We start from the raw sequence: 23,860 nt of genomic DNA, 5'->3' as shown, positions 1-23,860 counted from the left end.
AGTAGCCTGCCGCGCCGCGGCCGCACAACCGCGCCGTCGACAGGAGCCCCCCGTGACCGTGCAGATCGGCCAGGAAGCGCCCGACTTCGAGCTCAGGGACCAGACCGGGCAACCGGTGCGTCTGTCCGACTACCGCGGCAAGAAGCACGTCGTGATCGTCTTCTACCCGCTGTCGTTCACCGGTGTCTGCGAAGCGGAGATGTGCGGTATCCGCGACTCGGTCGAGGTGTTCCGCAACGAAGAGGTCGAGACGCTTGCCATCTCGGTCGACGCGCCGCCGACCCACCAACGGTGGGCACACGAGCAGGGGTTCGACTTCCCGCTGCTGAGCGACTTCTGGCCACACGGCGAGGTGGCGCAGGCGTACGGCGTGTTCGACGAGCGGCTCGGGACCGCCATCCGCGGCACGTTCATCGTCGACCGCGACGGCATGGTCGCCTACACCGACAACAGTCCGGTCCCGCACGCCCGGGACCAGGACGCCTGGAAGGACGCCCTCCGCGAGATCGGCGCGATCCCCTAGCTCGCACGCCCCATCCCCGCCGACGCGGAGCGAGACGTGGACGAATCCGTGGACCGGCTGGCGACGGCCGCCTCGAGACTGCTCGAATCATCGGGACCGCACCGGGCATCGTTGCAGTTCGACTTCGACGACCCCCGCCGGCTGCGGTGGACCTACCTGCCAGGCGTGCGCCACGGGGTCCCGCTCGCCCAACTCGATCGTGACGGCGCGAAGGCCGTCCATGGACTGCTCGCGGCGACGTTGTCCCACCATGCACACGTCCAGGTGGCGGCGATCATGGGTCTGGAGGACCCCCTCGGTGCCGCCGACGGACGCGACCGGCATGCCGGCGACTACTGGGTCGCCATCCACGGCAACCCGGCCGACACCGCCTGGAGCTGGCGGCTCGGCGGCCACCACGTGTCCGTGCGGACCACCGTCGCGGACGGTCGGGTGCGACCGACCCCGCTGTTCCTCGGAGCCAACCCGGCCCGCGTCGAGCACGCGGGCGTGGTCACGAGCCGGCCCCTTGCGCCCGAGGAGGAGCTCGCCTTCCAGCTGCTCGCGGTCCTCCCCGAACGCCACCTCACGCACGCGCTCGTCGATCGCCGGCCGCCCGACGACATCGTGACCGGTGACGCACTGCTGCTCGACGACCTGCCGCCCACCGCGGGGGTGCGCCTGGCAGACCTCGACCGCGAGGCACGGCGGGTCGCGGACGACCTCGTCGCCGTCTACCTGGACCGGTTGGCGGCACCTCTGCGACGCCACTACCTCGACGACGTGGTGCCCCACATCTTCGGTGACCTCCGCTTCGCCTGGGCGGGTGGCCGACCCTCCGCGCCGCGGGCGGAGGACCGGCCGGGCCACTACTACCGCATCGCCGGGCCCCGGTTCCTGGCCGAACTCGACAACACCCAGAACGGCGCCAACCACGTCCACACCGTGTGGCGCGACCCGGCCGCCGACCACGGACGCGACCTGCGGTGACGGTCCCCGGCCCGACCGGCTCGGCGGGTACCGTGTCCGCATCCCGCAGCGACGGCCCTTCGGGGGCCAGGAGGAAGCGGCGTGGCCGTGTCCGAGATCCGCGAAGCCCTCAGCTACGACGACGTGCTGCTGGTACCGCAGGCCTCTGCGGTGCTGCCGCGCGACGTCGACACCTCGACCCGGCTGCACGAGCGGATCCAGCTCGGCCTGCCCCTGCTGTCGGCGGCGATGGACAAGGTGACCGAAGCGCCGATGGCCGTCGCCCTCGCCCGCCAGGGTGGGCTCGGCGTCATCCACAAGAACTGCTCGGTCGAGGCGCAGGCCGCCATGGTCGAGGCCGTCAAGCGGTCCGAGTCGGGCTTCATCCTCGACCCTGTCACCTTGCGCGCCGAGGACACCGTCGACACCGCGTTCGAACTGATGGCGCGCTACAAGGTGTCGGGCTTCCCGGTCGTCGACGCCGCCGGTCGCCTCGTCGGGATCGTCACCAACCGTGACCTGCGCCTCGGCGCTGAACCGGGACGTCCTGTCGCCGACTTCATGACCTCACGCGGGCTCGTCACCGCGCGGCCAGGCACCACACTGGACCAGGCCCGCGACCTGATGCAGGAACATCGGGTCGAGAAGTTGCCCATCGTCGAGGACGACGCGGGCGAGGGGCCGGGCCTCGGACGGCTCACCGGCATGTTCACCTTCAAGGACATCGAGAAGGTGCGCCAGTACCCAACGGCCGCCAAGGACACCAGGGGCCGCCTGCTCTGCGCCGCCGCGGTCGGGGTCGGACCCGAAGGTGAACAGCGTGCCGAGGCGTTGGCGGCCGCCGGGGTCGACCTGGTGGCCATCGACTCCTCGCACGGCCACGCGGCCGGGATCCTCGAGTTCGCGGCCAAGCTGAAGGACCGCCTGCCCGACGTGGCGCTGATGGTCGGCAACGTGGCGACGGGCGACGCCGTGCGTGCGTGCGTGGATCATGGTGCCGACGTGGTCAAGGTCGGGGTCGGGCCCGGCTCGATCTGCACGACCCGGGTTGTGACCGGGGTCGGCATGCCGCAGTTCACTGCGGTCATGGACTGCGCCGAGGTGGCCGCCGAGCTCGGTGTCACCTCCGTCGCCGACGGCGGCGTGCGGTACTCGGGAGACCTCGTCAAGGCCCTGGCGGCCGGAGCGACCGCGGTGATGGTCGGCAACCTGCTCGCGGGGACCGATGAGTCACCCGGCGAGCAGGTGCTCGTCGGGGGACGCCGCTACAAGGAGTACCGCGGCATGGGGTCGATCGACGCCATGCGGGCCGGCTCGGCCGACCGGTACTTCCAGAGTGACAAGCTCGCCGGCAGCGCCCGCGAGGCCAGCCAGCCCTCGAAGCTGGTGCCCGAAGGGGTGTCCGGGTTGCTGCCCTACCGCGGCGCCCTGGCCGAGGTCACCGCCCAACTCGAAGGTGGGCTCCGGGCCGGCATGGGGCTGGTCGGCGCTCCTGACCTGCCGAGCCTGGTCGAGAAGGCCGTCTTCGTGCGTCAGTCGGCCGCCGGCGCCCGCGAGTCCCACGTCCACGACCTCGACGTGGTCCACGAGGCCCCCAACTACTCGGTGCCCGGCAAGCGCTGATCCGCATCGGTGAACGGACACCCGGGGCAGCCGGTCTCGCAGCAGTCGACCCGTTCACCGGCCTCGTACGGGCAGTGCCGGCAGCCGGACCCGCAACACCGGCCGCGGGCGAGATGGGCGGCGGCGGTGAAGACGAACGCGCCGCTCTGCGGATCGAGGTACCCCGGTTCGCCACGACGCAGTGCGATCTCGTGTGCGCGGATGGCGGCGTCGAAACCGGGATCCCCCGGTCCGAAGCGCGTCACCAGCGGACGTCGCCACGCGTCCGTCGACGCCGGGCCGGACGGGTCGGTCGGGAGGGGTTCGTGGCCCGGGGTCACGCCTGCTCGCGCCAGGTCCGGGCGGCATCCAGGGCGACGGCGACGCCGTGTGCATCGACGTCCGGCACCACGAGGTGGGCGACCGCCTGCACCTCGGGCGGCGACTGACCCATGGCGATGGCGGTGCCGGCGACGGCGAGCATGGACAGGTCGTTGGCCGCGTCGCCGATCGCGACGGTCTGCTCCATGCCGATGCCGAGGTGCTCGGCGGCCCGGGCCAGTGCCCGACCCTTGTCGGTGTCGGGATGGGTGGCGTTCACGAAGTGCAACGTCGGTGCCCGCGGTGAGTCCGCCTGCCCCGGGGCCAGTCCGAGGTCGGTGATGCCGGCGAGGACCGCCGGCACGGCCGCGGTCTCGAAGACCGTCATCGTGATCTTCGGAATCGGCTGACCCGCGAGCGACCCGGCGTCACCGAGTACGCCCGTGGGCTCGTGACCGAGAATGTCCCAATGGGGCCGGGCCCGTTCGTCCCACGACGAGACCCAGTAGCCGTCGTCGGTGTAGACCTCGAGGTAGGCGTCGTCGCGGCCGCGGGCGAAGTCCAGCAGGGCGTCGACCTGCTGGACGGTCAACGACCAGGCGGCGACCGTGCGGCCGTCGGCGCGGACCTCGGCGCCGTTGTGGAGCAGGTGCGGCCCGTCGGCCCGCAGTTGCTGCCACAGGGCCTGGACACCCAGCCGCGCCCGGCCGGTGGCCAGACCCACGCGCAGACCGGCGGCCTGCGCGACCGTGACGGCGTCGGCCACCTCGTCGGTCGCGTCGGCCTGCGGACCGACCAGCGTGCCGTCGACGTCGCACACGACGTACGCCGGCACCGGCCGCAGCCAGCGGTCGAAACGGCCACCGGGCCGGATGCCTGCGGGGAGCGTGGTGCTCGGGGTCGCCGTCATCTCAGCCGAGCGCCTTGACCTGTCCGAACCGTTCCTCGTAGTTCGACAGGTTGGTGTTGAGGGCGTTGAGGACGCGACCGACCATGGTCGGGGCGATGCGGACGCGACTGACCACCTCGGCGTTCACCTTGCCGGCCTCGCCAGCGGGCAGCAGCTGGCAGAAGTCCAGGGTGAACTCGTGTGGCGAGTGCGAGACCACCAGGAAGTTGGCGTACTCCCCGTGCTTGGTGTCGTCGGGGACGACGACCTGGACCTGGGGCTGCTGGCGCGGCTGGTCGGGAGTGGGCTGGTCGGACACGGGGAGACCTTCGCGAGTGGCGGGGACGGGCAGGTCCGTCGAGGCTATCCGGCGGTCGGCGGTCGGTGGCCCTGGCCCTAGGCTGGCCTCCCTGCTCACCGACCGCACACCCGACGGAGCGCCCTGATGACCCTCGGCCCCCTCACCGACGCCGTCGCTGAAGCGACCGCCCGGGCGATGGCGATCGTCCCGCGCATCTGGGACCGCGACCACACGGTCTGGCGGGACGACCCGACCGAGATCAGCGATCGGCTCGGCTGGCTCGACGCCCCGTCCCGTGCCGACGAGGTGAGGGCCGCGCTCGAACGGGTGGCGGCCGACGTCGTCGCCGACGGGATCACCGACGTGCTGCTCGTCGGCATGGGCGGCTCGTCGCTGTATCCCGAGGTGCTGGCGACCACCTACGGCCCGGCGGCCGGCTTCCCCCGCCTGCGCGTGCTCGACAGTGTCGACCCCGCTGCCGTTCGGGCGGTCGAGCAGGAATTGCCCTGGCAGGCGACGCTGCTCGTCCCCGCCTCCAAGTCCGGCGGCACCATCGAGATGGCGTGCCATCTCGCGCGGTTCCGGCAGCGGCTCGAGGAGGTCCACGGCGCCGGTGCGGGCGACCACATCGTGCCCATCACCGACCCCGGAAGCGCCCTCGAGCGAGAAGCGCGGGAGCAGGGCTACCGCACGGTGGTCCACGGCCAACCCGACGTCGGCGGGCGCTTCAGCGCACTCACGCCGTTCGGGTTGCTGCCGGCGGCGCTGCTCGGCATCGACCTCGACGAACACCTCGCGCCGGCTCGGAACGAGCTCGCGGCCGCCCGGAGCAGCGATCCAGAGTCCAACGGCCCCGCCGTGCTGGGCGCCACCCTCGCGGCGGCCCACCGCGCCGGCCGCGACAAGCTCGTGCTGGTCCTGCCCGAGGAGGTCCGCACCTTCGGCCTGTGGGTCGAACAGCTGGTGGCCGAGTCGACCGGCAAGGGGGGCATGGGCGTCCTGCCGGTCCTCGAGGCCGACCTCGACGGGATGGACGCGTGGGGTGACGACCGCCTGGTCGTCGTCCTCGGCGAGACACCCGACGCAGAGACGATCGCCCGGGCGGGACACCCCGTGGTGCAGCTGCCCTGGTCCGGTCCCGGGCAGCTCGCCGGCGAGGTCGTGCGATGGGAGTTCGCCACCGCGGTCGCTGGCGCACTGCTGGGCATCAATCCCTTCGACCAGCCCGACGTGCAGTCGGCCAAGACGGCGACCGACCGGGTCCTCGACACCGGCGAGGACGTCCCGCCAGCCGGCGATCCGGACGACGTGCTGGGCGACGTCGTCGCGGGCGACTACGTCGCGTTGCTCGGGTTCGTCACGCCCGGCGGCGCCGAGGAGCGGTCGCTGCACGCCGCCGCCGCACGCCTTCGCCGCCGCCTCGGCGTGCCCGTCACGGTCGGCATCGGGCCGCGCTACCTGCACTCGACCGGGCAGCTGCACAAGGGCGGTCCGGACACGGGCCGGTTCCTGGTCGTGGTCGGCGACGACGATCACGACGTCGAGATCCCGGGACGGGCGTTCACCTTCGGGCGTCTGAAGCGGGCGCAGGCGGCCGGCGACCTCGCCGCACTGCGGGCGGCCGGCCGGCGTGCGGTGCGGATCACACCCGAGGAGCTCGGGCGGCTCTGACCGGGTTCGGTGGGCGGTGAGGGGCTCGAACCCCCGGCCTCCTCGGTGTAAACGAGGCGCTCTAGCCAGCTGAGCTAACCGCCCGAACTGCGCGCAGGGTAGCCCGTAGGCTGCCCGGCCCAAGCGATGGCGAAGGGCGAGGATTGAGCGAGCAGGTCGCGGACTGGCTCGGACTGCTGCACGAGCTGTACCCACCGGCGGAGGCGGCCAGCTGGGACCACGTCGGCCTGCAGGTCGGCGACCGGTCCTGGTCCGTGTCACGGGTGCTGGTGACCCTCGACGTGACCGGAGCGGTCGTCACGGAAGCGGCCGCCGAGCCGGGCACGCTCGTGCTCGCCCATCACCCGCTGCTGTTCCGGCCCCTGCCGAGCCTCACCCCCGACACCGCCAGCGGACGCATCGCCCTCGCCGCGGCGCGGGCAGGGATCGCCGTGGCCGCCGCGCACACCAACCTCGACGTCGCCCGGGACGGGGCGGGGACCTCCGACCCGGTGGTGCGCGTGCTCGAACTCCAGCAGGTCCGGCCCCTGACCACCGAACTGCGCGATGGACGCGACCTCAAACTGGTGACGTTCGTCCCGCCGGAAGCGCTCGACACCGTCCTCGATGCGGTCGCCGGCGCCGACGCCGGCACGATCGGGAACTACGAGCGATGCAGCTTCCGGGTCCGCGGAACCGGGACGTTCCGTCCGCTGCCGGGCAGCGCCCCCTACAGCGGCGAGGGGATCGGCGAGGACGCCGCCGAGGACGAGTGGCGCCTCGAAGTCGTGATGCCGCGGTCCCGCGCCGGCGACGTCGTCAGCGCGCTGCGGCGCACGCACCCCTACGAGGAGGTCGTCTACGACCTCTACCCGCGGGTCGCGGGCGCCGAGGTGGGCCTCGGCCGGATCGGTGTCCTGCCCAAACCGCAGCGTCTGGAAACCGTCGCGGCCGCCGTGCGAGAGCGCCTGCCGGCGCCGCACCTGCGCTTCGCCGGCGACCCCGACCGCGAGATCACCACGGTCGCCGTCGTCGGCGGTGCCGGTGACGGCCACATCGACGACGCGCTGCGCGCCCGCGCCGACGTGTACGTCACCGGCGACCTGCGCCACCACGTCACCCTGGACGCCCTCGAGCAGGGCCTGTCGCTGATCGACGCCGGACACCACGCGACCGAGTCCGCCGCCCTGCCGCACTGGATCGACCGCCTGACCGTGGCCGCTGGCGAACGGGGCCTGACCGCACCGGTGATAGCGTCGAGCACGCCGACGAGCCCCTGGAGGTGACGGTGGCGGACCCGAGTCCCGACGACCTCGAGCGACTGCTCGAGCTGCAGGCCACCGACCATCGCATCCGCAAGGTGCAGCACATCCTCGACGATCTGCCCGAGCAGCAGCAGCTGGTCGCGGCCAACGAGCGGGTGGCCGAGCTGCGCCGCGAACACGAGGACCTGCGGGTCGAGCTCGAGCGCGCCAACTCCGAGCAGCGCCAGCTCGAACGCGAGACGGACGTCCTCATCGAGCGTCGCGACGCCGAACGGGTGCGCCTCTACGACGGTTCGGTCACCAACGCGCGCGAACTGAAATCGGTCGAGGCCGAGGTCGACGCCACCGTGCGCCGCATCGAGGAGCACGAGGACGCGATGCTGGCGGTGATGGAGCGCCTGGACGAACTCGAGTCCCGCAGCCGCGAGCTGCTCGCCGCCGCCGACACCGAACGACAGCACGTCACGGAGCTCGAGGTCGCCCTGGACGAGTCCGCCAAGGAGTGGCTGGCGGAGCTCGCGGAGCTCCAGGCCATCCGTGACCGCCAGGCCGCGGCCATACCCGAGCCCCTGCTCACCCGTTACCAGGAGGCGGCCGTCCGTGGCGGAGGTACCGGTATCGGCCAGCTCGACGGCAACGCGTGCACGGCCTGCCGCATCGAGATGAGCTATGCCGACGTCGGTGAGCTGTTCGAGGGTCCGCCGCTGACGACCTGCCCGCAGTGCCGCCGCCTGCTCGTGGTCGGCCAGTGAGGGCACACGGTCCGGACGGACGCGTGTGGGAGGTTGCCCGTCGGCCGGCGCAGCCGCATGCGTTCGCCTCGCTGCTGCCCTCGACGAGCTGGCTCGTCGAGGCGACGACGCACGACGAGAAGCGCGTGTGGCGGGCCGGTTCGCGGGGCGAGGCGAACCGGCTGGTCGCCGAGGTCGCGATGTCGCTGCGGACGGGCGGCCCCAGTCCCGAGGGCGAGATCGACCCGACGCAGGCGCAGGAGCCGCCTGCCGGCGCCTGATCAGCCGACGCTGCCGTCGGCCGACGCGATGCGATCGAGTCCGGCCGACTTCGCACGTTCCTTGGCCCGGTCCGCCGCACGGAGCACGGCCACCTCGTCGACACCGTCCTCGGGGAAGCGCGCGAGCCCGTACGCGGCATGCACTTCGAACCATTCGCCGTCGGGGAGAACGACCTGTTCGTCGTGCAGGCGTGAGATGACGCGCTGGACGATCTCGCGGGTCCGTTCGCGGTCCTCGCCGGCCAGGGCGACCGCGACCTCGTCGCTGCCGAGCCGGCAGGCCGTGAACTCGTCCCCGGCCGCCCGGCGCAGCACGTGCGCGAGCACGCGCACCGCTTCGGTCCCGGTGGGATGTCCGTAGCGTTCGTTGAGCGCCCGCATGCCACGGATGTCGGCCAGCAGCACCGTGAACGGCGTACCCGCTTCACGCAGCCGGGCCAGCTCCTCGTAGAAGACGCGGACGTTGAGCAGGCCGGTCACCGCGTCCTCACGTACCGACCGCCGCACCGCCTGGTCACGGGCACGGGTCAGGTCGGCGGCCGCAGCGCCGACCAGACCGACGCCGGGCAGCGCCGCGGAACGCAGCAGCAGCCCCAGCACCTCGGCGGGGCCGATGCCGAAGGCGACGTCGAGGGCGGCGTGGCCCAGGGCACCGACCGTGGCGTGCGCCAGGGCGGTGCGGGTTCCGCCGGCGATGCCCGCCACCAGGACGAACGGCACGAGCAGCCACGCGACCGTGCCGTCGCGAAGCGCCAGGTGCAGACCGATGCTGATGGCGAGCGAACCGACCAGCACGGCGATACGGACGGGTTCCGGGCGCAGCGCCGCGGCCATGTCGGCCAGCAGCGCACGGGTCCTGCCCGGCAGCGTGGGCTTTCCCACCGTGTCCTCGTCGTCCTCAGTCGGGCGCGCCGGAAGCCGTTCCGGTCCCCAGCGCGCGCAGGAAGGTGGCGACCTCGTCGGGGTCGCGCAGGCGGCGACGTGCCACGGTAGCGCGTGGCGCGTCCGCCACCAGGATGCCCATGCCACCGCGCCGTTCCGCCTCGTGGAACGCGTCCTCGTCGGTGACGTCGTCGCCGAGCACGAGCGGTGGCCGGTCGCCGGACCGCTCGGCGATCCAGGCCAGGGCGCGCCCCTTGTCGACGCCGGAGGGGCGCAGCTCGACCACCGACTTGCCGGCCAGTACCTCGAACCCCGCTCCGGCCTGGCGTTGCGCTTCGAGAATGGCGTGGACGCGCGGCAGCAGTGCGTCGGCGGTCGCGTCGTCGACCCGCCGGTGGTGGACCGCCAGGGAGGCGGCCTTGCGTTCGATCTGCCAGCCCTCGGAGCCGGGCAGCAGCGCCTCGAGCGACTCCTCCGCCGTGTCCAGCGGTCCAGCGACGCGATCGGGATCGACGAAGGCGGTCCGGTGACCGTCGGCCGTGCGGACCTCGGCGCCGTGGCCGCCGGCGTAGACGACGGGCAACACGCCGAGCCTGGCGTCGAGCTCGGCGATGGGCCGGCCCGACACGATCGCCACGGTGGTCTGTTGCGCGAGGATGCCGACGGCATCGACCACGCCGGGGGTGGCGGCGGCGTCCTCGGGGTGCTCGACGATGGGGGAGAGCACCCCGTCGAAGTCGAGGACCAACAGCCATCTCGCCGCCGGGCCGAGCTCGGCGGCCAGCTCCAGTGGATGGTCGAGGGTCACGGGGCGGCGTGCCCGCGTTCGATGTCGGTGAGCTCGTCGTCGACCCACCGGAAGACGTCGCAGGAGCGGACGGCCTCTGCCATGCGCCCGATCCGCGCCCGACGGTCGGACGGCTCGAGGTCCAGCGCCGAGGCCATCAGGTGGCTGGTGCCCTCGACGTCGAAGGGGTTGCACCGGACCGCGTCGTGCTCGAACTCCTGCGCGGCACCGGTGAATTCGCTCAGCAGGAGCACGCCGGCCTCGCCGGCGGCCGCCTGCACGATCACGAACTCCTTGGCGACGAGATTCATGCCGTCCTTGAGCGGTGTGATGCACATCACGTCGGCGAGGCGGTAGTAGGCGGCGAGGCTGTGTCGCGGGATGCCGCGGTAGAAGTAGTGCACCGGGACGTCGTGCCCCGGCTCGGTGAAGCGGCCGTTGATGCGACCCACCTCGGTCTCGACCTGGGTGCGCAGGTCGCGGTACTCCTCGACGTCGTCGCGGCTCGGGACCGCGATCTGCACGAACGCGATCTCGTTGCGCAGTTCGGGATGTTCCTCGAGGAGCAGTTCGATGGACTGCAGCCGGTGCCGGATGCCCTTGGTGTAGTCGAGACGGTCGACACCGAGGAAGACCCGGCGGCCGGCGAACTGCTCGCGCAGCTCACCGAGCTCTCGTTCGGTCTCGGGGTCGGTCGCCAGCTCGGCGAACTCCTCGGCGTCGATCGAGATCGGGTGGGCGACGGCCCGGACCTGGCGGCTGTCGGGCAGCACGAGCATGTCGCCCAGCGAGGTGATGCCGCTGAACAACTGCTGCACCGAACGGACGAAGTTGTCGCGGTAGCGGGCGGTGTGGAAGCCGATGGAGTCGGCGGCGAGGAGTCCCTGCAGCAGCTGGTCGCGCCACGGCAGGCGGGCGACGAGTTCCGGCGGAGGGAAGGGGATGTGCAGGAAGAACCCGATGGGGCTCTTCGGGCTGATGCGCCGGAGGAGGTCGGGCAGCAGCATCAGGTGGTAGTCCTGCACCCACAGCACCGGCGGCTCGTCGAAGTCGGCGATGACCTCGGCCGTCTTCTCCGCGAAACGGCGGTTGACCGCCTCGTACGCCTGCCACGAGCTGCGGTCGATGACCGGCTGGACGACCAAATCGTGGAAGAGCGGCCACAGGGTCCGGTTGGAGAACCCGTGGTAGTGGCCCGCGACCTCCTCGGCGTCGAGCCGAACGGCGTGCAGGTCCGCGGACAGCCCGTCGACGCGGCGGGGGACCCCGTCGGGATTGTCGTCCCAACCGATCCACGCGCCACCGGTCTCCGCAACGACCGGCCGCAGCGCGGTCACCAGGCCCCCGGCCGACGTCTCCCAGCCGGAATCGGTCTGCTTCACCGGGAGACGGTTGGCGATCACGACAAGCTGGCGCTTCGGACCGTCCCCGTTCTGGAATGCATTCGACATCGACAAGGATCCCTCCTCGTCGACGAGCCTAACCAGCGCCGGGCATCCTCCCGGCGGCGCCAGCCGGCCGGACGGACGCCCGGTGGCGTGCGCTCAGGGGTCGAGGTGGTCCACGACGTGTTGTGCGAACGATGCCTGCAGAGTCTTCGTCACCGGCCCGGGAGCCGGGTACTCGCGTTCGTCGCCGTCATCGAAGACGACGGCGTGCACCGGCAGCACGGGGCGTGTCGCCGAGACGACGAACAGCTCGTCGGCGGACCGCAGCGCGTCCAAGTCGGGAAGCGTGCGTTCGACGTCCACGATCTCGGCCAGCGAGGCGACGGTCACCGAGTCAAGGATCGGCAGGCGTGCCGGGTCCGGCGTCGACAGCCGGCCGTCGCGGACCAGGACGAGCGCGCCGCTCGGCAGTTCGTGCAGCAGGCCGTCGTCGACGATCAGCGCGTCGTCGGCCTCGCGGGCCTGCGCCTGCCGCAGTGCCCACTGGTTGGCGGCGTAGGACAGCGTCTTGACCCCGGAGATCGCGGTGCGCCAGGGAACCGAGACCGTCGCGAGCGCGATGGTCGGTGGCCAGGACACGGCGCCGAGGATGCCCCGCACCGCGCCGCCCCGGGTGACGATCAGCCGCAGCGCGCCGTCGCGTTCACCCCATGCGGCGAGCAGGTCGGCAACCACCTGCCGGACAGGCGGCAACGACAGCTCGAGCGCCCGCGCGGACCGCTGCATCCGGGCGAGGTGGGGCTCGAGGGCGTGGGTACGCCCGTTGCGCACGAGCATGGCTTCGAACACCGCGTCGCCGCGCAGGAAGCCCTCGTCCGTCAGCGGCACGGTCGCGTCGGCGGCGGGCAGGACACGCCCGTCGACCCACGCGATCGCACGGTTGCGCGTCGTGCGGGTGTGGTCAGTGGAGGTGTGGTCATCGGTGTCGTTCGCCATGCCGTCATCCAACCAGACACGGGCTAGGTTCCGCCGCTCAGAACGCGAGGGAGCGTGCAGCGGTGACCAGCTCGGACGACCGACAGGCTGCCGTGATCGACGGCGTGCGCGAGCTGGGGGAGCGGCTGCCGTTCAACCGTCACCTCGGCGTCGAGGTCGTCGAGGTGCAGCCCGGCTGGGCCCGTACACGACTGCCGGCTGACGAGCGGCTGGCCAACCACGTCGGCGGCGTGCACGCGATCGCCGAACTCGCGCCGGTGGAGCTGGCCGGCGCGCTGGCGCTGTCGAGCCGCGTGACGCCGCTGTTCGAGCGCGGCCTGGTGCCGGTCGTCGGTGCCCTGCAGGTCCGCTACACGGCGCCGGCCGTCGGCGAGCTGGTCGCGACCGCCGAGGTCGGTCACGACGTGCTCGCGCCGGCGCTCGTCGCCGTGGACGCCGGCGACAAGCCGCGGTTCGACGTCGAGGTGGTGGTCACCGACGCCGCCGCTACCGAGGTCCTGCGCGCCAGCCTCCACTTCGTGTTCATTCCCCTGCCGTCCTCGGCGTGATGCGATCTCGCACTCCCGGTGGTCGTACGCAGCGCTACCCTCGGCAGGTATCGGGAGGAGTCGGCCAGGCGGCCGCGCCAGCACGGTTCGCCGTGCGGTGAGGAAAGTCCGGACTCCTCAGGGCAGGGTGCTGGGTAACGCCCAGGCGCGGGAACGCGTGGAAAGCGCCACAGAAAACAAACCGCCGCGGCGTGTTCGCGGTAAGGGTGAAACGGTGAGGTAAGAGCTCACCAGCACGGCGGGTGACCGTCGTGGCTCGGCAAGCCCCACCCGGAGCAAGGCCAAGCAGGGACAGGGTTGCCCGCCCGACCGGATGGCGCTCGCGCCGTCCGTCAGTCCCAGGTGGGCCGCAACGAGGCGTCGGGAGACCGTCGCCCCAGAGAGATGGTCGCCCCCGCCGGACGCGGTAACGCACCGGCGGGACAGAATCCGGCTTATCGGCCGGCTCCTCCCGACACCCCGACGGCGACCGGGCGCGCGCCGACGCGCCGACGCGCCGACGCGAGGTGTCGGCGCGGCGCGGTGGTGCGGCCGATCGGAGGTCCACCTCGGGTCTGGCGCACGGCCGCGTTGTTGCATCACGGCGTGGTGCTGGTGCTCCGGGGCGCATGGTCCGGGACGGCGCGGTGCGACCGTTGACCGCGGGTACCGTGCCGCCCACGCGTCCGCCGTATCCGAAGGCCACAGATGTCCGCCACGGACCTCGACACCGCCGCCTCCGTCCGCCCGCACGACGACAGCCCGTTCGTGCGTGCCTGCCGCGGGTTGCCGCACGACCACGTCCCGGTGTGGTTCATGCGTCAGGCCGGCCGGGCGCTCGCCGAGTACCGCGCCATCCGCGAACGCCACACCTTCGAGGAGGTCGTGCACACCCCGGAGCTGGCCGCCGAGGTGACGCTGCAGCCGGTGCGCCGCTACGGCGTGGACGCCGCGATCCTGTTCTCCGACATCGTCACGCCGGTGCAGGCCCTGGGTGTGGGTGTCGAGATCAAGCCGGGCGTGGGCCCGGTCGTCGAGCGGCCCTTCCGCACGACCGGGGACCTCGACCGCCTCCGCCCCCTCGAGCCCGACGACGTCGACTTCGTGCTCGACACGGTGTCGATCCTGGTCCGTGAGCTGCCCGTTCCGCTGATCGGATTCGCGGGTGCGCCGTTCACGGTCGCGAGCTACCTCATCGAGGGCGGACCGTCGAAGTCGTACAGCCGTACCAAGGCACTGATGTACGGCGAAGAGCCGACCTGGCACCGGCTGATGGAGCGCCTCGCCGGCATCACGCTGGCGTCGCTCACCGGGCAGGTCGAACGTGGCGCCAGTGCCGTGCAACTGTTCGACTCCTGGGCCGGGGCGCTGCATCCCGACGACTACGTGCGCTACGTCCTGCCGCACAGCCGACACATCCTCGATGAGGTCGGTGCGCTCGGGGTGCCGAGGATCCACTTCGGCGTCGGCACGGGCGAGCTGCTGGGGGCCATGGCGGCCGGCGGTGCGGCCGACGTCGTCGGCGTCGACTGGCGGGTCCCGCTTGCGGCGGCCCGGCGCCGGATCCCGACAGGGGTCGGCATGCAGGGCAACCTCGAACCCGCGTCGTGCCTCGGACCCTGGGAGGGCGTCGAGCAGCGCGTCCGCGACGTGCTCACGGCGGCCGACGGTGCCGTCGACCACATCTTCAACCTCGGGCACGGCGTCCTGCCCGCCACCGACCCGGCGGTTCTACAGCGGGTGGTCGACCTCGTCCACCGTGAGGGGCGCGTTGAGGACCGGCGTGGCCGCGGGGCGGAGCCGGCCGATGGCTGAGTTCGCCGTCGCCCTGCTCGGCGGTGCCGGCCTGACCGCCCCGCTGGGTGAACGAACCGGCGTGCAGGTCGTGGCCACCACCGTGGACGACCATCTCGCGGTGGCCGCGCGGTTGGGCGAGGAGGCCGACCTGGTCGTCGGCATGGCGGCGGTGCCGTGGCCCGTGCTGCCGGACCTGCACGCCGAGGGCTCGGCGACCCTGCCCGCCTACGCCGGCGTCGTGTCCTGGTACGCCCTGCCGCAGCTCGCCGACGCGCTCGCACAGGCGGTCGCGCCCGGCGCGAAGCTCGGGGCGCACGTGCTGGTCACGGCGCCCGACCCGGGACCCGACGTCGAGCCCCAGGACCTGATGTTCCTGCGCGAGGTGGCCGCCGCGATCGAGGAGCGGGTCGACCTCGCCTCGCGCTCGATCGCCTGGCGCGGGCAGACCCGCACGCCAACCGCCGTCGACGCGTTGACCAGTGTTGTCGAGGCCCACGGCCGCCACGACATCGTCGAGTGTCCGGTCGCGCCGGGCACCGGCGCCGACGCGGACCTCGTCGCGACCGCCGAGCAGCTGGGTGCGCGGCTGACCTGTGTCGACCTCGGCCGGGCGACCCAGCTGGATCTGCTGACCGCCGTGGTGCGCACCGTCGCCGGTCACGAGCTCGACGACCCGGACGAGGACGGGCCCGGCACCGGTCCCGACGCGTGAGCGTGCCGAGCGGAGCGCCGACCCGGCGTCGTCCACGCGTCGCGGTCGTCGGTGGCGGTGTCACCGGCCTGGCGACGGCGTGGCACCTACGCGACGAAGCGGACGTCACGGTGTTCGAGGCGAGCGCCCGTCTCGGCGGCGAGATCCACACCATCAGGCTCGGCGACGCGCCGATGGACGTCGGCGCGGACGCGTTCCTCGCGCGGCACCCGGAGGCCGAACGGCTCGCCCGTTCGCTGGGTTTCGGAGACGAGGACCTGGTGGCTCCCGCAACGGGCCAGGTACACCTCTGGATCCGCGGTCGGCTGCGGCCGCTACCGACCGCGACCGTCTTCGGCGTGCCGACGAGCCTGCGAGCGGTCGCGCGCAGCGGCGTGCTCGGGCCGGCTTCGCTCGTTCGAGCCGCCGCCGAACCGCTGCTGCCGCGCCGCCGCACGATCGGTGACCGAAGCGTCGCGGACCTGGTCGGCGAGCGCTTCGGTGGGGCGGTCGTCGACGCGCTGGTCGAACCGCTCCTCGGCGGCGTCTACGCGGGTCGCGCGGATCGCCTGAGTGCCGAGGCGACGGTGCCTGCCGTCTGGAACGCCGCCGGCGCGCGCCGCTCGCTGCTCCGCGGCCTCCGGGCGCAGCGGGCGTCGGCCGCCGCGGACGACCGGCCGGTCTTCCTGACCGTGCGTGGGGGGATGGCCCGGGTCGTCGGCCGGCTGCGGGACGACCTCGGTGAACGCGTCCGACTCACCAGTCCGGTCGGGGCGATCCGGCGTGAGCCGGACGGTTGGCGGATCGAGGTCGACGGCCGCGAGGTCGTGGCCGACCACGTCGTGCTGTGCGTACCCGCGGCCGTCGCGGCCCGGTTGCTCGTCGACGTCTGCGACGACGCGGCCCGTGAACTCGCCGGCATCGCGACCGCCTCGGTCGGCGTGGTCGCCCTCGTCTACGACCGCGACGACGCAGCCGCGGTTCCTGCCGGCAGCGGGCTGTTGGTCCCGCGCTCGGAGGGCCGCGTGATCAAGGCGGTCACCTTCAGCTCCCGCAAGTGGCCCCACCACGCGGATCGGCCGCAGTTCCTGCTCCGCGCCAGCGTCGGTCGCGTCGACGACACGTCTGCCCTCGAGCTCGACGACGCGGAGCTGGTCGACCGCGTCGACCGCGAGGTACGCGAGGCGACCGGCATGCGTGGTCCGGCCCGTGCGTGGTTCGTCCAACGGTGGCCGGACGCGCTGCCGCAGTACGAGGTCGGTCACCGGGCGCGCGTCGACCGGATCCGCCACGCGCTGACCTCCGTCGACGGGCTGCACCTGGGTGGTGCGGCACTGGACGGGCTCGGCATCGCGGCGCGCGCCAAGGATGCCGAACGGCTGGCAGCGGCCGTCCGACGCCGCTGACGGGCCGCCACCGTCAGTCGTCGGTCGCGCGTTCGAGCAGTTCGGGACCCTCGTTGCGGACGTTGTTGACCCGATCGACGATGGGGGTCGCGGTCAACCGCGGCGGGCCGAGTGCGGTGACGGCCTCGAGCAGGTGGGGCGCCTCGTCCTCGGTGGCGGTGAGCCAGTCGCGCCACAGGTTCCGGGGCAGCATCACGGGCATCCGCTCGTGGAGGCGCTCCATCTCACCGGACGCGGCGGTGGTCACGATGGCGGTGCTGAAGAGGGGTTCGGCGTCGTCGACCTGTGGATCGCGCCACACCGTCCAGATGCCGGCGAACGCCAGCGGCTCGCCGTCGGGATCGGCGAGGTGGAACGGCTGCTTGCGGTCCTCCTCGGGCAGGGACTGCCACTCGTAGAACCCGTCGGCCGGCACCAGACAGCGCCGCCGTTGGAAGGCGTCGGCGAACATCTTGGACGTGGCGACCGACTCGATGCGGGCATTGATCGGCTGGCGGGCGCCCTTGAGCTGTCGGGTCCAGTACGGCACGAAGCCCCACCGAAGTGACCCGAGTCGACGCGCGCCGTCCTTCTCGATGACGGCGTAGACGTCCTGGGTCGGCGCCACGTTGTACCGGCGGGGGAGGGCCTCGGTGCGCAACTCGTCGACCTCGAACCGCTCGGCGAGCTGTTCAGGCTGGGACAGCGACAGGAAGCGACCACACACGGGTCCCAGGCTACCGGCCAGTCACCGCGCTTCTCGGCCACACCCGGGCGTACTAGCCTGATAGGTCGGCCGGACCATCAGCCTGCCACCGACCAGGAGAGACGTTCGTGGCCGAGGACGCGCGGGTCATCGCGCAGCGCATCGTCCGCGAGGTACTCGACGCACATGCCGCGTCGCGGGCGGCGGGCGACACGCCGAACGCGGAGCACTCGTTCCCGGACGCCACGTCGCAACATGCGTTGCACCCCCAGGGCGGCCCCGCTGCCGCCGACGTCGTCGCCGACGTCCTGGACGACAGTCCGGCGCGACAGGCCGCTCGGCGTATCGTGGCGGAAGTGCTCGCGGCCCACGCCGAGGCCAGCCGGTCGCGCACCGAGGACCTCCCGGTCGTTGCCGAAGCCGAGGAACCCGGACCGGCCTCTGCCTCACCGGTGCTGCAGCCGGTCGCAGGCCGACCGGCGGCCGTCCCCGCCGTCCCCCACGCGCCGAGCGTCGACCCCGCCGAGGGCGTCGCCGAGGACGCGGTCGCGATCGCGCGCCGGATCGTCGCCTCGGTGCTGTCGCAACATGCCGAGGACGGTCCGCCTCCGCTGCCCGCCGCACTCCGTCGCCCGGTCCCGGCCAGCGACGACCCGGCACCCCCGGCGGTGGCCGAGCCACCCGCTTCCCCGGAGGCAGCACCGCTGGTGGCACACGGTTCGGCGGTCCTCGACGAGACGGCCGACGACGCGGACGTCGACCCGGCCGTCGTTCACGGCTCGCAGACGCTCGACGACGTCGACCCGGTCGTCGTTCACGGCTCGCAGAAGCTCGACGACGTCGACCCGGTCGTCGTTCACGGCTCGCGGGTGCTCGAGCCGCCCACGCCCGAGCCGGAGCCGGTCGCGGCCGAGCCGGAGCTGGTGTCGCCCGAGGTCGCGACCGAGGCCGAGCCCGAACTCCCGCCCGAGCCTGAGCTCGCGTCGGAGCCCGAGTTCGCGTCAGAGCCTGAGCTCGCGTCAGAGTCCGAGCTCGCGTCAGAGCCAGAACTCGCGTCAGAGCCCGAACTCGCGCCCGAGTCCGAGCTCGCGCCAGAACCCGAGCCGCAGACCACGGTCGCGCTCACGCCGGAGACCGGCGCGAACGACCTCCCCGACGACGTCGGAACACCGGAGACGACCGCGGTCCTGCCGCCCCAGGAGGACGAGGATCCGGACGCGACCATGCGCGTGCCGGTCGCGACGCTGGAGCGTTCGCAGGCGCCGGCGGCCCCGGTCGAGGCCGACCCGGTCGTCGCCCATTCCGCCGATCCTGTTGCGGGCGAGCCGACGTTGGCGATTCCCGCCGCCCGCGAGCCGCGTCGCACCGGCCGGTGGCTGATCGCGACGATCCTGGGCATCGCGGCCCTGGTCGTGCTGTTGCCGATGGCGATCGAGGCGCTGCGCGAGCTGGTCGCCCTGTCCTGAGGCTGGCGACGTCGCCCGCTGATGGCTTCAGGGTGCCCACGCCTCGGCGTACCAGGGCGGCTCGGACGGGACCGGCCCGGGTGGCGGGAAGTGCTCGGCTGCGGTGTCGCTGAGGTCGAGCGTGAAGATGACGCCGACGCCACCGGGGAACATGACGTCGAGGTCGGGCCGGCGGACGAAGCCGGCTGCCTCGTACATCCGATGTGCCCGCTCCATCCAGCCCATCGACGAGATGAACATGCGCTGACGGCCCTCCTCGCCGGCACGCTCGCGGCAGGCCGCGACCAGTCGTGGGCCGACTCCGCGTCCCTGCGCATCCGGGTCCACCGCCAGGACGCGGAACGCGCAGTCTCCGGGCCGTTCCGCCGGTCCCTCCCACTCCCCGTCGCCAGGCAGGACGTAGGTCACCGTGCCAACGACCTCACCCGCGTGTTCGGCGACCAGCACGGCGGTCGAGGTGTCGAGACGACGAAGCGGGTCGGCGAGGAAGTCGCGGTAGTCACCTTCGATCCGTCCGAACCGGTCGTAGGCCTCCAGGGTGAGCCGGCCGACCCGCTCTGCCTCGTCCAGACGCATCCCTCGGACCCGGATGTCGGCGGGTCCCTGTGCGCGTGCCACGGCCACCAGGACCCGGTGCGACAACGTCAACGGCACCGGGTCGGGGACGTGCTGCGCGCCACCGAGATAGCGGGACAGCAGTCGCCGGGCCTCGTCGACGTCGGCGAAGACGAACTCGGTGTCGACGATCTCGGTGGTGAATCCGCGGTCGGTGAACCAGGTGGCCGGCTCGCCTCCGCTGGCGGTCCCCAGCCCGGTCAGCTCGTCGTCGCCGGCGTTGGCCACCAGCACGATCGGGCCGCCCGGTTCGACGACGCGGTGCAGTTCCGCAAGCCCCCGCGTGGGGTCCATGGAGGAGGGGAAGAAGTAGGCCCAGGTCGCGTACGCGGCGTTCACGCTGGCGTCGGCGAAGGGCAGCGCTCCCGCCTCGGCGCGGACCCAGCTCACGCCGTCCGCGGGGCGCCGCTGGGCGAGCATGCCTTCCGACGGCTCGAGCGCGAGGACGTGCCGGTCCGGCCGCGCGAGGCGTCCGGCGACGAACCCATCGCCGGCGCCGACGTCCAGGACCATCGCATTGCGGGGCAGCACCTGGTCGAGGCGTTCCACGACCCGACCGGCGCGGTCCATGGCGGCGCGCTCGATCGCGAACGACTCGGGGTCGGTGGCGCCGTAGAAGGGGAGGATGGACACGGGCGGGGCGTTCCTGGCTGCGGCGGGGGAGCCGCGCAACCTACCGGCCGGCATCCGGTTGTCGGCACGGGCCGTCGTAGGCTGCTGTCAGCCGCAGTCGGCCGTGGTCAGCCGCCGTGCCGTCGTTGCAGGATCAGCGTCTGCTCCAGGTCGTCGAGCAGACCGTCCAGCACGCCGAGTCGGTGCCCCCACCCGTCGGCCTGCAGGACGCGCTGCGCGTCGTGGGCGCTCAGGGGGGCGAGCACGGCGAGCTGCCAGCAGGCCACGGCCGGATCGTCCGCCAGTTCGAGCTCGGTGTCGACGTCGTCGTGCCCCAACTCCACCTGCAGCGCCAGGATGCGACGCAGCCGGTCCGCCAGGACGTCGCGCAGCGCCACCTCCGGCGGCGCCAACGGCCCGTCGGGGAGCGCGTCGACGTCGGCGCGGGGGTAGGGATCGTCCTGCAGCCAGCGCCGTACGCGCACCCTCCGCGTGCCGAGGGCGACCGTGAGCCACCGCCCGTCGTCGAGCTCCTCGGCCTGCAGGACGCGGGCGACCGTGCCGACGTCGTAGCGCTGGTCACCGCCGCCGACCTCGTGCCCGCGGCTGATGAGCGTCACCCCGAACTCGCGGTGTCCACCCAGGACGTGCTGCATCAGGGTTCGGTAGCGCGGCTCGAACACGTGCAGAGGCAGGAGCATGTGCGGCAGCAGCACCGTCCCGAGGGGGAACATGGGCAGCGGGGCCACAGGGCGTCCTGATCGTGGTTGCGGGGTGGTTCGTCGCCGGAGCCGGTCCGGCTCGCCGGGGCACCGCTGTCGGATAGCGGTGCATGCGCGACTGCGACGCCAGCCTACGGCCGTCGCGCGAGCGCTAGCGTCGCCGGCTCACGAGCGACGAGGAGCGGCGAACGTGCAGGTGCGGGTCGATGGCAAGGTGGGCCTGGTGACGGGCGCGAGCCGGGGGATCGGCGAGGCCATCGTCCGCGAGTTGCTGGATGCCGGCGCGACGGGCGTGGTGATCACGGGCCGGAAGGCGGAGACGCTCGAGCCGTTGGCCGCCGACCTCGGCGACCGCGTGGTCGCCGTCGTGGGAAACGTGGCCGACGAGCGCCATGCCACGTCCGCCGTCGCGACGGCCGTCGACCGGTTCGGCAGCTGCGACCTGCTGGTCAACAACGCCGGCACCAATCCCGGCGCCGGTCCGCTGACCGAGGTCGACCTCGCGGCCGTGGACAAGACCTGGGAGATCAACCAGCGCGCGCCGTTGGTCTGGGCACGGGCGGCCTGGCGCGGATCGATGCACACCCGCGGCGGTGCGATCGTGAACATCGGCTCGGTCGGCGGCCTCCGACCCAGCCCGCTGATCGGCGCGTACAACATCTCCAAGGCCGCCGTGCACCACCTCACGCTGCAGTTGGCACACGAGTTGGCGCCGGCTGTCAGGGTCAACGCCGTCGCCGCGGCAGTCGTCAAGACCCGCCTGTCCCAGATGTTGTGGTCCGACGACGAGGAAGCGGCGGCACGTGCCCACCCCCTGCAGCGGTTGGGCACGCCGGAGGACGTCGCCCGGGCGGTGGTCTTCCTGCTGTCCGATGCTGCAGCGTGGATCACCGGCGTCGTGCTGCCGGTGGACGGGGGCACGACCGGCGCGTCGGCGGGCCTCCCGGGCTGACCGGACGCAGCGGGTCCGTCGTTGGCGTCACCGCTGCGGAGGCGGCGCTACCTCGACGTCACGTGGCGGCGGCACATCGAGGCATCCGTGCTCGGCGCCGATCGCCGCGAGTCCCGCGCGATCGCCGGAACCGAGTGTCACCGGCCCTTCGCCGGGATGGACCGACATGAGCTGGTCGCGGTCCTCGACGTGCGCGAGTCCGACGAGATGGCTCAGCTCGTGCAACAACGTGGCGCCCCAGGCGTCGGCACGGTCACCGAAGCCCGCCTCGAGGTCGTCGCGTTCGGCGTTGAGGACCACCTGGCCGGTCACGTAGACCCGCGCGCCGGGATGGCCGACGGCCACCGGAATCGCCAGCCCCCGGTCGGTGTCGCGCAGCGAGAGCCCGTTCTCGTGGGGAGCGGCCCACGCCAGCAGGACCGGCGCCCATCGTGACCCGTAGCGTCGCGGCTGGTACGCGGACCGACGTGCGGCCGGTCGCTCGTCGGTCTCGCCCATCACGCGCAGGTGCAGCCCACTGTGCCGGCCCACCTCGGCGATGGCACGCTCGAGGTCGGCATCGGTGCCAGGCGGCGCGCCCTCGGGAGCCACGACGATGTCGATCGGGGTGCACGGGTCCCAGCGGATGGGGCGTCCGTCGTCGTTGTAGGCCCACACCGCGTACCCACCGGCCGCCTCGACGCCCGGCTCCGCGTGGTGGGGGATCCCGCCCGTGTCTGCCGTGGCGGGCAACCCACGGGTCACGCCCACCGCGGCGACCCCGGCGGCGACCAGTGCCGCGAGTGCGAGCAGCGTGACGACGGCTCCCGGGCGCGGCCCCGACGGCGCGTCGGCCGCTGGTTCGGGTGCGGAGGTGGGCGAGGTCGTCACGGTCCGGCGACGGTACCGCTCCGCTCTCGCCGGACCAGTAGGGTCGGCGACCCGTTCGGCGGCCGATCGAGGTCACGCGTGGAACTGCGCTGGGTCGACTGCGGGGGCCGGCGTGCGCCCGTGCTGGTCGACGGTTCTCCGGCGGCGCCGCCGGCGGTGCTCGTGCCGGGGCTCAGCGACGGTCTCGCCCCCGTGGACCTGCCGGCGACGCAGGCGCTCATGCGCGACGCGCCGCTGCCGATGCGCCGGTTCCGCGGTCTCGTGGTGTCCTATCCCGATCCGGACGGCGCCGCGCCGCCGACGACGGCCGAGCTCGCCGAGCAGGTCGCCACGATCCTCGACGTCACCACCGAAGGACCGGCCTGGCTGTTCGCGCACTCGATGGGCGCGATGGTGGCGCAACACCTCGCCGCGCAACGTCCCGACCTGGTTGCGGGCATGGTGCTGTCGGCGAGCTGCGCCCGTGCCGACGGGCGTCTGCGCGACGTCCTCGGACGCTGGTGCGACGCCGTCACCGCGCGGGACTGGCCCCGCTTCGCACGCGCCGCCGTCGATGCGTCCTACACCGGTGTCGAGCGCTCCCGCCGGCGGCTGCTCCTGAGGCTGTCACCCCCGCCGGCACACCCGGACGCCCGGGTGGCACGCCACGTCGCGCTCACCGCCGCGGCGACGAGCCACGACGCCCGCGACCGGCTGGCCGGGATCGACTGCCCGACCCTCGTGCTCGCCGCCGAACACGACCCCGTCTGCCCGCCCGATCTCGGCCGCGAACTGGCCGTCGGTATCCGGGGCGCCGACTTCGAGGTGTTCACCGGACTGGCGCACGGCTTCCCCGAGCAGGCGCGGACCCGGTTCGCCCGCCGTGTCCTCGCCTTCGTCGATGCGCACCATCCGACGCCGGGGCGGGCGTCGACCTGAACCCGGTCACGAACCCTCGGACGGTACGCACGCAG

The 23,860-nt window shown here is 72.9% G+C and carries 25 protein-coding genes, 1 tRNA gene and 1 other RNA gene; 15 read left to right on the top strand and 12 right to left on the bottom strand.

Annotated features, from left to right (window positions below; all coding sequences use genetic code 11):
* Nucleotides 1–52: 52 nt before the first annotated feature.
* The 3 genes from ACERMF_RS11110 (at nucleotide 53) to guaB (ending at nucleotide 3,094) form a co-directional block, all read left to right on the top strand.
* Nucleotides 53–523 (top strand): peroxiredoxin, encoded by a 471-nt coding sequence (locus ACERMF_RS11110; RefSeq protein ID WP_373669147.1) that lies wholly within the window; start codon nucleotides 53–55, stop codon nucleotides 521–523.
* 36 nt (nucleotides 524–559) lie between these two features.
* The gene (locus tag ACERMF_RS11105) at nucleotides 560–1,492 is read left to right on the top strand and encodes a DUF3500 domain-containing protein (RefSeq protein ID WP_373669146.1); all 933 of its coding nucleotides are present in this window, start codon (nucleotides 560–562) and stop codon (nucleotides 1,490–1,492) included.
* 81 nt (nucleotides 1,493–1,573) lie between these two features.
* Nucleotides 1,574–3,094: an IMP dehydrogenase gene (gene guaB / locus ACERMF_RS11100; protein WP_373669145.1), complete on the top strand. Its 1,521-nt coding sequence runs from the start codon at nucleotides 1,574–1,576 to the stop codon at nucleotides 3,092–3,094.
* Here guaB and ACERMF_RS11095 read toward each other — a convergent pair.
* The 3 genes from ACERMF_RS11095 to ACERMF_RS11085 form a co-directional block, all read right to left on the bottom strand.
* Nucleotides 3,070–3,339: a DUF5522 domain-containing protein gene (locus ACERMF_RS11095; RefSeq protein ID WP_373669144.1), complete on the bottom strand. Its 270-nt coding sequence runs from the start codon at nucleotides 3,337–3,339 to the stop codon at nucleotides 3,070–3,072. The two genes, guaB and ACERMF_RS11095, sit on opposite strands and share 25 nt — an antisense overlap.
* A gap of 71 nt (nucleotides 3,340–3,410) precedes the next feature.
* A complete protein-coding gene (locus ACERMF_RS11090; protein WP_373669143.1) occupies nucleotides 3,411–4,304 on the bottom strand; it encodes an HAD hydrolase family protein in 894 nt (297 codons plus the stop codon).
* Between the two features lies 1 nt (nucleotide 4,305).
* Nucleotides 4,306–4,602, bottom strand: a complete 297-nt coding sequence (locus tag ACERMF_RS11085; RefSeq protein ID WP_373669142.1) for a DUF3467 domain-containing protein — start codon at nucleotides 4,600–4,602, stop codon at nucleotides 4,306–4,308.
* 126 nt (nucleotides 4,603–4,728) lie between these two features.
* On the opposite strand from ACERMF_RS11085, the gene ACERMF_RS11080 reads away from it, so the two are divergent.
* Nucleotides 4,729–6,255 carry a glucose-6-phosphate isomerase gene (locus ACERMF_RS11080; RefSeq protein WP_373669141.1) on the top strand — a complete coding sequence of 509 codons (1,527 nt, stop codon included), beginning with the start codon at nucleotides 4,729–4,731 and terminating at the stop codon, nucleotides 6,253–6,255.
* A 10-nt stretch (nucleotides 6,256–6,265) separates the two neighbouring features.
* Here ACERMF_RS11080 and ACERMF_RS11075 read toward each other — a convergent pair.
* Nucleotides 6,266–6,339, bottom strand: a tRNA-Val gene (locus ACERMF_RS11075).
* Between the two features lie 59 nt (nucleotides 6,340–6,398).
* Between ACERMF_RS11075 and ACERMF_RS11070 the strand changes: the two genes are divergently transcribed.
* The 3 genes from ACERMF_RS11070 to ACERMF_RS11060 are packed head-to-tail and all read left to right on the top strand — an operon-like array spanning nucleotide 6,399 to nucleotide 8,511.
* Nucleotides 6,399–7,520 carry a Nif3-like dinuclear metal center hexameric protein gene (locus ACERMF_RS11070; RefSeq protein ID WP_373669140.1) on the top strand — a complete coding sequence of 374 codons (1,122 nt, stop codon included), beginning with the start codon at nucleotides 6,399–6,401 and terminating at the stop codon, nucleotides 7,518–7,520.
* Nucleotides 7,521–7,522: 2 nt separating this feature from the next.
* On the top strand, nucleotides 7,523–8,251 hold the full coding sequence (locus ACERMF_RS11065; RefSeq protein WP_373669139.1) for a zinc ribbon domain-containing protein: 729 nt from the start codon (nucleotides 7,523–7,525) through the stop codon (nucleotides 8,249–8,251).
* 23 nt (nucleotides 8,252–8,274) lie between these two features.
* A complete protein-coding gene (locus tag ACERMF_RS11060) occupies nucleotides 8,275–8,511 on the top strand; it encodes a hypothetical protein (RefSeq protein ID WP_373669138.1) in 237 nt (78 codons plus the stop codon).
* On the opposite strand, the gene ACERMF_RS11055 is transcribed toward ACERMF_RS11060, so the two are convergent.
* From ACERMF_RS11055 to ACERMF_RS11040, 4 genes are all read right to left on the bottom strand, one after another.
* Nucleotides 8,512–9,393, bottom strand: coding sequence for a GGDEF domain-containing protein (locus tag ACERMF_RS11055; protein WP_373669137.1), 882 nt, complete (start codon nucleotides 9,391–9,393; stop codon nucleotides 8,512–8,514). It abuts the gene before it with no gap.
* A 16-nt stretch (nucleotides 9,394–9,409) separates the two neighbouring features.
* Nucleotides 9,410–10,201, bottom strand: a complete 792-nt coding sequence (gene otsB / locus ACERMF_RS11050; RefSeq protein WP_373669136.1) for a trehalose-phosphatase — start codon at nucleotides 10,199–10,201, stop codon at nucleotides 9,410–9,412.
* Nucleotides 10,198–11,631, bottom strand: a complete 1,434-nt coding sequence (locus tag ACERMF_RS11045) for a trehalose-6-phosphate synthase (protein WP_373669259.1) — start codon at nucleotides 11,629–11,631, stop codon at nucleotides 10,198–10,200. Before ACERMF_RS11045 ends, otsB begins: the two co-directional genes overlap by 4 nt.
* 93 nt (nucleotides 11,632–11,724) lie before the next feature.
* Nucleotides 11,725–12,564 carry an aminotransferase class IV gene (locus ACERMF_RS11040; protein WP_373669135.1) on the bottom strand — a complete coding sequence of 280 codons (840 nt, stop codon included), beginning with the start codon at nucleotides 12,562–12,564 and terminating at the stop codon, nucleotides 11,725–11,727.
* 62 nt (nucleotides 12,565–12,626) lie between these two features.
* Between ACERMF_RS11040 and ACERMF_RS11035 the strand changes: the two genes are divergently transcribed.
* The 5 genes from ACERMF_RS11035 to hemG all read left to right on the top strand — a co-directional run bounded on the left by ACERMF_RS11035 (nucleotide 12,627) and on the right by hemG (nucleotide 16,985).
* On the top strand, nucleotides 12,627–13,112 hold the full coding sequence (locus tag ACERMF_RS11035) for a DUF4442 domain-containing protein (RefSeq protein ID WP_373669134.1): 486 nt from the start codon (nucleotides 12,627–12,629) through the stop codon (nucleotides 13,110–13,112).
* Between the two features lie 56 nt (nucleotides 13,113–13,168).
* An RNA gene (rnpB, locus tag ACERMF_RS11030) (RNase P RNA component class A) lies at nucleotides 13,169–13,565 on the top strand.
* 234 nt (nucleotides 13,566–13,799) lie between these two features.
* Nucleotides 13,800–14,906 (top strand): uroporphyrinogen decarboxylase, encoded by a 1,107-nt coding sequence (gene hemE / locus ACERMF_RS11025; protein WP_373669133.1) that lies wholly within the window; start codon nucleotides 13,800–13,802, stop codon nucleotides 14,904–14,906.
* The gene (locus tag ACERMF_RS11020) at nucleotides 14,899–15,600 is read left to right on the top strand and encodes a hypothetical protein (RefSeq protein ID WP_373669132.1); all 702 of its coding nucleotides are present in this window, start codon (nucleotides 14,899–14,901) and stop codon (nucleotides 15,598–15,600) included. Before hemE ends, ACERMF_RS11020 begins: the two co-directional genes overlap by 8 nt.
* The gene (gene hemG, locus ACERMF_RS11015; RefSeq protein WP_373669131.1) at nucleotides 15,597–16,985 is read left to right on the top strand and encodes a protoporphyrinogen oxidase; all 1,389 of its coding nucleotides are present in this window, start codon (nucleotides 15,597–15,599) and stop codon (nucleotides 16,983–16,985) included. The genes ACERMF_RS11020 and hemG overlap by 4 nt, the downstream gene beginning before the upstream one ends.
* 13 nt (nucleotides 16,986–16,998) lie before the next feature.
* Here the strand turns inward: hemG and ACERMF_RS11010 are convergent, their stop codons facing one another.
* Nucleotides 16,999–17,691: an SOS response-associated peptidase gene (locus tag ACERMF_RS11010; protein WP_373669130.1), complete on the bottom strand. Its 693-nt coding sequence runs from the start codon at nucleotides 17,689–17,691 to the stop codon at nucleotides 16,999–17,001.
* A gap of 107 nt (nucleotides 17,692–17,798) precedes the next feature.
* Between ACERMF_RS11010 and ACERMF_RS11005 the strand changes: the two genes are divergently transcribed.
* Nucleotides 17,799–19,136, top strand: a complete 1,338-nt coding sequence (locus ACERMF_RS11005; protein ID WP_373669129.1) for a hypothetical protein — start codon at nucleotides 17,799–17,801, stop codon at nucleotides 19,134–19,136.
* Nucleotides 19,137–19,163: 27 nt separating this feature from the next.
* On the opposite strand, the gene ACERMF_RS11000 is transcribed toward ACERMF_RS11005, so the two are convergent.
* The gene (locus ACERMF_RS11000; protein ID WP_373669128.1) at nucleotides 19,164–20,384 is read right to left on the bottom strand and encodes a GNAT family N-acetyltransferase; all 1,221 of its coding nucleotides are present in this window, start codon (nucleotides 20,382–20,384) and stop codon (nucleotides 19,164–19,166) included.
* A gap of 107 nt (nucleotides 20,385–20,491) precedes the next feature.
* Complete coding sequence (locus ACERMF_RS10995; RefSeq protein ID WP_373669127.1) at nucleotides 20,492–21,112, bottom strand: LON peptidase substrate-binding domain-containing protein; 621 nt, start codon at nucleotides 21,110–21,112, stop codon at nucleotides 20,492–20,494.
* A gap of 163 nt (nucleotides 21,113–21,275) precedes the next feature.
* On the opposite strand from ACERMF_RS10995, the gene ACERMF_RS10990 reads away from it, so the two are divergent.
* Complete coding sequence (locus ACERMF_RS10990; protein ID WP_373669126.1) at nucleotides 21,276–22,037, top strand: SDR family oxidoreductase; 762 nt, start codon at nucleotides 21,276–21,278, stop codon at nucleotides 22,035–22,037.
* A gap of 27 nt (nucleotides 22,038–22,064) precedes the next feature.
* Here the strand turns inward: ACERMF_RS10990 and ACERMF_RS10985 are convergent, their stop codons facing one another.
* Nucleotides 22,065–22,907 (bottom strand): peptidase, encoded by an 843-nt coding sequence (locus ACERMF_RS10985; RefSeq protein WP_373669125.1) that lies wholly within the window; start codon nucleotides 22,905–22,907, stop codon nucleotides 22,065–22,067.
* A gap of 78 nt (nucleotides 22,908–22,985) precedes the next feature.
* Here ACERMF_RS10985 and ACERMF_RS10980 point away from each other — a divergent pair, with 78 nt between their 5' ends.
* Nucleotides 22,986–23,825: an alpha/beta fold hydrolase gene (locus tag ACERMF_RS10980; protein WP_373669124.1), complete on the top strand. Its 840-nt coding sequence runs from the start codon at nucleotides 22,986–22,988 to the stop codon at nucleotides 23,823–23,825.
* Nucleotides 23,826–23,860: the final 35 nt, after the last annotated feature.

Source organism: Egicoccus sp. AB-alg6-2, from assembly GCF_041821025.1.
Classification (GTDB): domain Bacteria; phylum Actinomycetota; class Nitriliruptoria; order Nitriliruptorales; family Nitriliruptoraceae; genus Egicoccus.
The sequence above is the reverse complement of the archived record's forward strand: the minus strand, read 5'-3'. Positions and strand labels throughout refer to the sequence as shown.

Excerpts from the sequence above, each read along its gene's own strand:
- ACERMF_RS11090 (WP_373669143.1), bottom strand. The coding sequence starts at position 4,304 with ATGACGGCGACCCCGAGCACCACGCTCCCCGCAGGCATCCGGCCCGGT.
- ACERMF_RS11080 (WP_373669141.1), top strand. The coding sequence starts at position 4,729 with ATGACCCTCGGCCCCCTCACCGACGCCGTCGCTGAAGCGACCGCCCGG.
- ACERMF_RS11045 (WP_373669259.1), bottom strand. The coding sequence starts at position 11,631 with ATGTCGAATGCATTCCAGAACGGGGACGGTCCGAAGCGCCAGCTTGTC.
- ACERMF_RS11040 (WP_373669135.1), bottom strand. The coding sequence starts at position 12,564 with ATGGCGAACGACACCGATGACCACACCTCCACTGACCACACCCGCACG.
- hemE (WP_373669133.1), top strand. The coding sequence starts at position 13,800 with ATGTCCGCCACGGACCTCGACACCGCCGCCTCCGTCCGCCCGCACGAC.
- ACERMF_RS11020 (WP_373669132.1), top strand. The coding sequence starts at position 14,899 with ATGGCTGAGTTCGCCGTCGCCCTGCTCGGCGGTGCCGGCCTGACCGCC.